General features: G+C 56.9%; 8 protein-coding genes. 2 read left to right on the plus strand and 6 right to left on the minus strand.

Annotation, left to right across the window (positions count from 1 at the left end):
* Positions 1-680, plus strand: a 680-nt coding sequence (locus tag ACZAHD_RS20655; protein WP_462458424.1) for a DUF3656 domain-containing protein, incomplete at its 5' end; no start/stop codon positions are given.
* A 13-nt stretch (positions 681-693) separates the two neighbouring features.
* Here the strand turns inward: ACZAHD_RS20655 and ACZAHD_RS20660 are convergent.
* The 6 genes from ACZAHD_RS20660 to ACZAHD_RS20685 all read right to left on the minus strand — a co-directional run bounded on the left by ACZAHD_RS20660 (position 694) and on the right by ACZAHD_RS20685 (position 4,537).
* Positions 694-927 carry a DUF2554 family protein gene (locus ACZAHD_RS20660; RefSeq protein ID WP_462458425.1) on the minus strand — a complete coding sequence of 78 codons (234 nt, stop codon included), beginning with the start codon at positions 925-927 and terminating at the stop codon, positions 694-696.
* Between the two features lie 243 nt (positions 928-1,170).
* Positions 1,171-1,296, minus strand: coding sequence for a DUF2474 domain-containing protein (locus tag ACZAHD_RS20665; protein WP_004861503.1), 126 nt, complete (start codon positions 1,294-1,296; stop codon positions 1,171-1,173).
* Entirely contained in the window at positions 1,296-2,306 is a 1,011-nt protein-coding gene (gene cydB, locus ACZAHD_RS20670) for a cytochrome d ubiquinol oxidase subunit II (protein WP_462458426.1), read from the minus strand. Before cydB ends, ACZAHD_RS20665 begins: the two co-directional genes overlap by 1 nt.
* Complete coding sequence (locus ACZAHD_RS20675; protein ID WP_462458427.1) at positions 2,306-3,703, minus strand: cytochrome ubiquinol oxidase subunit I; 1,398 nt, start codon at positions 3,701-3,703, stop codon at positions 2,306-2,308. The genes cydB and ACZAHD_RS20675 overlap by 1 nt, the downstream gene beginning before the upstream one ends.
* A gap of 335 nt (positions 3,704-4,038) precedes the next feature.
* Complete coding sequence (locus ACZAHD_RS20680; RefSeq protein ID WP_462458428.1) at positions 4,039-4,356, minus strand: putative quinol monooxygenase; 318 nt, start codon at positions 4,354-4,356, stop codon at positions 4,039-4,041.
* A gap of 16 nt (positions 4,357-4,372) precedes the next feature.
* Positions 4,373-4,537, minus strand: coding sequence for a hypothetical protein (locus ACZAHD_RS20685; RefSeq protein ID WP_462458429.1), 165 nt, complete (start codon positions 4,535-4,537; stop codon positions 4,373-4,375).
* Positions 4,538-4,760: 223 nt separating this feature from the next.
* Between ACZAHD_RS20685 and ACZAHD_RS20690 the strand changes: the two genes are divergently transcribed.
* Positions 4,761-6,173 (plus strand): aminotransferase-like domain-containing protein, encoded by a 1,413-nt coding sequence (locus tag ACZAHD_RS20690; protein WP_462458430.1) that lies wholly within the window; start codon positions 4,761-4,763, stop codon positions 6,171-6,173.
* Positions 6,174-6,258 lie beyond the last annotated feature (85 nt).

A 6,258-nucleotide genomic window follows, 5' to 3' on the forward strand; every position in this document is an offset into this window, starting at 1 on the left:
CCTGCGAAAATGGCGTCAGCGTCACCCACACCCTGGACGGCGAGTTCGCCGAAGCGACTCAGGCGGAGAAAGCGCTGGCAAACCTGCGCGACGGCGTGGCGAAGCTGGGACAGACGATCTATTTTGCCCGCGATGTGCAGATCAATCTCCCTGGCGCGCTGTTTGTGCCCAATAGCTTGCTGAATCAGTTGCGTCGGGAAACAGTAGAGCGGCTGGACGATGCGCGGGTGAATGCCGCGCCGCGCAGCCAGCGTAAAGCGGTTTCCGTACCGCCGCCGGTTTACCCTCAAACCCATCTGTCGTTCCTGGCCAATGTCTATAACCATAAGGCGCGTGCATTTTACCAGCGCTATGGCGTGAAGCTGATCGATGCGGCCTATGAAGCGCATCAAGAGAAGGGCGACGTGCCGGTAATGATCACCAAACATTGCCTGCGTTTTGCCTTCAATTTATGTCCGAAGCAGGCCAAGGGCTCGATTAAGAGCTGGAAAGCGACGCCGATGCAGCTCATTCACGGTGATGAAGTGCTGACGCTGAAATTCGACTGTCGCCCGTGCGAAATGCACGTCATCGGCAAGATGAAAAATCATATTTTAAAGATGCCGCTTCCTGGGAGCATTGTCGCCTCGGTCAGCCCGGATGAGCTATTGAAAACTCTGCCGAAGCGTAAAGGCGCCTGATTTACGGCAGACGCTACTGGCAGAAGTGCATTTTCGGTTTGCGCGCATTCTGCCAGTGGTGACGCTCGCGGAGATCGGCGGCGGCCTCGTCTCGTTGACTGCGCAGCTCATCACTGTCGGCCTCGTGCAGCAGTTGCTGTTCGAGGCTTTGTATCGGGAAGTATTCATGTCCTTGCTTGCGGGCCAGCAAATGGCCGGAAAATAACGCACACATCAGTACCAATGCCGAAACGTATCTCCTGAGCATATCCATTTCCAGTGACAGACGAGTCGGACTACTATGCCCTGAATTTGTTGAGCTTTATTATTGGGTTATCAAAGAAGAGCAAAGTCTGCGTCAGCCTTTGCTGACGAAAGGTGAAAAAAACCCGGCGCGCTGAACGCGTCGGGCCTGAGAGGCGATGATTGATATACGCTTTGAAATTTCAGTAACTCAAAATGGAGATACCCCGGAGTGCCTGCTCCTCAGCGTTATCCTGAGCGCGATGGATTAAACTTTCAGCCCCGCCGCGGTCATTAAAAAGCGAAAGAGCATACTGACTGCACCCAGCGCCAGCACGCTGGTGCCCCACAGCGCGACCATCCATAATAATTGCTTCAGTCGTGACTGATTCATCAATGATACCCCTCACCATGTTGGACTTTGCCGCGGAATACGTAGTAGCTCCAGAAGGTATAGCCCAGGATCACCGGAATAATGAGCAGCGCGCCCACCAGCATAAACCCCTGGCTCTGCGGCGGCGCGGCGGCCTGCCACAGCGTAATGCCCGGTGGAATAATGTGCGGCCAGATACTGATCCCCAGACCGCTGAAGCCGAGGAACACCAGGCCCAGCGTCAGAATAAAGGGCAGCGCGTGACGCTCAGGATTGCGCAGGTCCCGCCACAGCCAGACCCCGAGCACCACCACCAGCAGGGGAACCGGCAGCAGGAAAAAGAGGTCAGGCAGGCTGAACCAGCGGGCAGCGATGGCGGGTTGTGCCAGCGGTGTCCACAGGCTGATGACGGCGATGGTAGCCAGCAGGGCCAGCAGCAGCGTCCGCGAGGTATGGCGCATTTTGTCCTGTAGCGAATTTTCGCTCTTCATCACCAGCCAGGTGGCTCCCAGCAGCGCATAGGCGATGGTCAACCCCAGGCCGCAGAACAGGGTAAACGGTGTCAGCCAGTCGAGCATGCCGCCGCTGAATGCGCGGCCACTCACCGAAAAGCCGTTAATGACCGCCCCGACAACCACCCCCTGGGAAAAGGTGGCCAGCAGCGAACCGCCGAGAAAAGCGCGATCCCAGAACGGACGATGCGACGGTGTTGCCTGAAAGCGAAATTCAAACGCCACGCCGCGAAAAATCAGGCCGATTAACATTAACGTCAGCGGAATTGCCAGGGCATCGATAATCACCGCATAGGCGAGGGGAAACGCGCCAAACAGCCCGGCGCCGCCAAGCACCAGCCAGGTTTCGTTGCCGTCCCAGACCGGCGCCACGCTGTTAACCATCACATCGCGGTCTTCAGCATCGCGGGTGGTCGTGAACAAGATGCCGATCCCTAAATCGAAGCCATCCATCACGATGTACATCAGGGTGGCGAAGACGATGATGACGAACCAGATAACTGAGAGATCGATCCCCATTAGCGTGACTCCTTATGCTGAAAACCGTCGGTTGCCGCAGAGAGCGGGCGGGCTGGGGTACCGGATACCGGTGGATTGAAGGCCTGCGGTCCTTTGCGGATCAGGCGCAGCATATAGCTGTAGCCGACGCCAAATACCGAGCTATAGACGACGAAAAAGGTCAACAGACTGATGGTCATATGCAGGTCGCCATGGGCGGAGACGGCATCAGCCGTGCGTTGTACGCCATACACCACCCAGGGCTGGCGGCCCACTTCGGTCGTGACCCAGCCGGCGAGAATAGCAATCAGCCCGGAAGGGCCCATCCACAGCGCAAAGCGCAGGAAGGGTTTCGACTGATACAGACGCTGGCGGTAGCGCAGCCACAGTGCCAGCGTACCGAGCAGGATCATTAACATGCCGAGTCCGGCCATCAAGCGAAATGACCAGAAGACCACGGTGGCGTTGGGGCGATCCTGCGGCGCGAATTCCTTTAGGGCGGGAACCTGTTTGTCCAGGCTATGGGTCAGGATCAGGCTGCCGAGAGCCGGGATCTCAAGTCCGTAGCGGGTGCGCTCTTGCGCCATATCCGGCCAGCCAACCAGCAGCAGGGGCGTCGGTTCGCCCGGAGGATTTTCCCAGTGTCCCTCAATGGCGGCAATTTTTGCCGGCTGATGTTTGAGGGTATTCAGACCGTGCATATCGCCAATCATCGCCTGAATGGGGGCAACGATAAGCGTCATCCACAGCGCCATCGAAAACATCGCGCGAATCGCCGGCGTGTTGTTACCGCGCAGCAGATGCCACGCCGCCGAGGCCCCGACAAACAGCGCGCTGCTGAGAAAAGCCGCTACCGTCATATGAAACAGACGATACGGGAACGACGGGTTGAAGATAACCGCGAACCAGTCGACGGGGACCACCTGGCCGTTAACGATGTCGAACCCCTGCGGGGTCTGCATCCAGCTGTTGGAGGCGAGGATCCAGAAGGTCGAGATGATGGTTCCCAGGGCGACCATGCAGGTGGCGAAAAAGTGCATGCCAGGGCTGACGCGGTTCCAGCCGAAGAGCATGACCCCGAGGAATCCCGCCTCAAGGAAAAAGGCGGTCAGGACTTCATACGTCAGCAAAGGGCCGGTAATACTGCCGGCAAACTCGGAGAAACCGCTCCAGTTGGTGCCGAACTGGTAGGCCATTACCAGACCGGAGACGACGCCCATGCCGAAGTTAACGGCGAAAATCTTTGACCAGAAGTGGTAAAGCGAGCGCCAGACAGGATTTTTTGTCTTCAGCCACAATCCTTCCAGTACCGCCAGATAGCTGGCCAGGCCGATGGTAATCGCAGGAAAGATAATGTGAAACGAGACGGTAAAGGCGAATTGAATTCGCGCCAGGTGGAATGCATCAAGACCGAACATGCAGAACTCCGCAAGAAAATTGATTCAGCGCAATTCTAGGCGGAGAGGGTTTTGGGTTGCAGAGGCAGAAAGCCTATTTTTTGTAATAACAGTTGCCTGACTGTTATGGATTTTATTGGGTGTTCCAGCCTCGCGACGCGATGATGATGACCCACAAGCAGGGGGGAGCCGCGGCGAATCTTGTACCGGCGCTCACTCGACCGGGGTCGGGAAACGGTCAGATTCGCCGGGCCTGAACGCCGCGCCGGAAGATATCGCCTGGGCGTGCAGCGCCTTGCCATTCGACGACAGCGCTCCTGACGGTGGTGAAGGTTTTTCCTGATGGGGCATTCAGACTAAGGTCTGTCGTTATCCGTCTGCGGAACTAAAAAACTCTGTACTTCTTTTCTTTCCAGTAACGGGGCAATCACCTCAAGTCCCAGATGCTGAAAATGCGGCATCGCCCGGTGTGCATCGAGTCCGCCAGCGTGGCGATAGCGCTCAAGGATCACAAAGTGGCGACGATCTTCCCTGGACTGGAAGAATGCATAGGAGAGATTGTCCGTCTCCTCACGCGTGGCTACGGCGAGGGCGTGTAATGCGGTTGCGACGTTCTCAACCTCATCCGCACGGGTGTAGTAGTGGGCGATGACCTGCAACTGTTGATTTTCCATAGAAAGCTCCGTGTCATTAAGATAAAAGGGCCTGATTCCACAGCGCACTGTCGCTGCCGGAGATCGCCGTCGCGCCACTGGCAGGCGCGGCGCGGATTTGCGCTTCGTTCATGACCAGCCCGAGGCGACAGTCGCTCCCGTTTTTATACTGCAACAGGCCGTTGCCACTGTCGATACTCACGGTCACGTCCTGTTTTCCTGTCACGGGTCGACGGTCGCGCGGCGGCCCCGAGTAACATTATGAGATGTAATGCATTTATTCATCACTAGATCTAAAAAATCGCTGGCGTCGATAGCGCAGGGACAGAGAGTCAAGAATGGCCAGAGATATAACAGTTTTTATAAACGGCTATTTTTTTATGGCTGATATACTATAGGCCTAAACCTGAACCGCGAGACTCTTTATGAAAAAATATCAGCAGCTTGCGCAGCAGTTGACCGAACAGATTGCGCTCGGCGTCTGGCAACCCGGCGATCGGCTGCCTTCGCTGCGCGAACAGGTGGTCAGCAGCGGAATGAGTTTTATGACCGTCAGCCACGCTTACCAATTGCTGGAAAGCCAGGGCCGGATTATTGCCCGCCCGCAGTCCGGTTACTACGTGGCGCCAAAGCCGGTCAGACTACGCCAGCCGCCACCGCCTGCGCAGGTTACGCGTGATGAGTCGGTGGACATCAACACCTACATTTTTGAGGTGCTGCAGGCCAGTCGTCGGGCTTCGATGCTGCCCTTCGCCTCGGCATTCCCCGACCCGCGGCTGTTTCCGCTCCAGCAACTTAATCGCTCGCTGGCGCAGGTGAGCAAAAACGCGACCGCCATGAGCGTCATTGAGAATTTACCGCCAGGCAATGACGATCTGCGCCACGCGATCGCCCGCCGCTACGCGCTACAGGGGATGAATATCTCGCCGGATGAAATCGTGATTACCGCGGGGGCCCTGGAAGCGCTGAATCTCAGCCTGCAGGCGGTGACGGAACCAGGCGACTGGGTGGTGGTGGAAAACCCCTGTTTTTACGGCGCGCTGCAGGCACTGGAAAGACTGCGGCTGAAAGCGCTGTCGGTGGCGACGGATGTCAAAGAGGGGATTGATTTAGCCGCGCTGGAGCAGGCGTTACAGAGTTACCCGGTCAAGGCCTGCTGGCTGATGACCAACGGGCAGAATCCGCTCGGCTTTACGCTTAGCGCGGCGAAAAAGGCGCAACTGGTAGATCTGCTGGCCCGCTATAACGTGATGCTAATTGAAGACGATGTTTACAGTGAACTCTATTTTGGCCGCGAAAAACCGCTTCCCGCCAAATACTGGGACCGGCAGGAGATGACGCTGCACTGCAGTTCGTTCTCAAAATGCCTGGTGCCTGGTTTTCGTATCGGCTGGGTAGCGGCAGGTAAACATGCCCGACGGATTCAGCAGCTACAGTTAATGAGTACGCTCTCCACCAGTTCGCCGATGCAGATGGCGTTGGTCGATTACCTCTCTACCCGGCGCTATGACGCCCACCTCCGCCGCCTGCGTCGCCAGCTCGCGGAGCGTAAACAGCAGGCCTGGCAAGCGCTGCTGCGCCATCTACCCGCCGAGGTGAAAATCCATCACAGCGACAGTGGCTACTTTTTGTGGCTCGAATTGCCGGAAGGGGCCGATGCCGGAGAGCTGAGCGCCCGGGCATTGCGCGATAATATCAGTATCGCCCCCGGGAAAATGTTCTCTATCACCGCCAACTGGACGTCATTTTTCCGCTTTAATACCGCGTGGGGCTGGGGAGAAAGAGAAGAGCAAGGGGTTAAACGACTCGGCGAACTTATTCGCGAGCAGTTGAGCTGAAGCTCTGAGTGATTTATCTCCGGCCAAAAAGCCGCTGATGAAATAACTAAATAGTATTATCAAATCCGGCCGGTTAATATTTTAC

It is taken from the genome of Raoultella sp. (assembly GCF_039594335.1).
In the GTDB taxonomy this organism is placed as follows: Bacteria; Pseudomonadota; Gammaproteobacteria; order Enterobacterales; family Enterobacteriaceae; genus Klebsiella.

Excerpts from the sequence above, each read along its gene's own strand:
- ACZAHD_RS20660 (WP_462458425.1), bottom strand. The coding sequence starts at position 927 with ATGCTCAGGAGATACGTTTCGGCATTGGTACTGATGTGTGCGTTATTT.
- ACZAHD_RS20665 (WP_004861503.1), bottom strand. The coding sequence starts at position 1,296 with ATGAATCAGTCACGACTGAAGCAATTATTATGGATGGTCGCGCTGTGG.
- cydB (WP_462458426.1), bottom strand. The coding sequence starts at position 2,306 with ATGGGGATCGATCTCTCAGTTATCTGGTTCGTCATCATCGTCTTCGCC.
- ACZAHD_RS20675 (WP_462458427.1), bottom strand. The coding sequence starts at position 3,703 with ATGTTCGGTCTTGATGCATTCCACCTGGCGCGAATTCAATTCGCCTTT.
- ACZAHD_RS20680 (WP_462458428.1), bottom strand. The coding sequence starts at position 4,356 with ATGGAAAATCAACAGTTGCAGGTCATCGCCCACTACTACACCCGTGCG.
- ACZAHD_RS20690 (WP_462458430.1), top strand. The coding sequence starts at position 4,761 with ATGAAAAAATATCAGCAGCTTGCGCAGCAGTTGACCGAACAGATTGCG.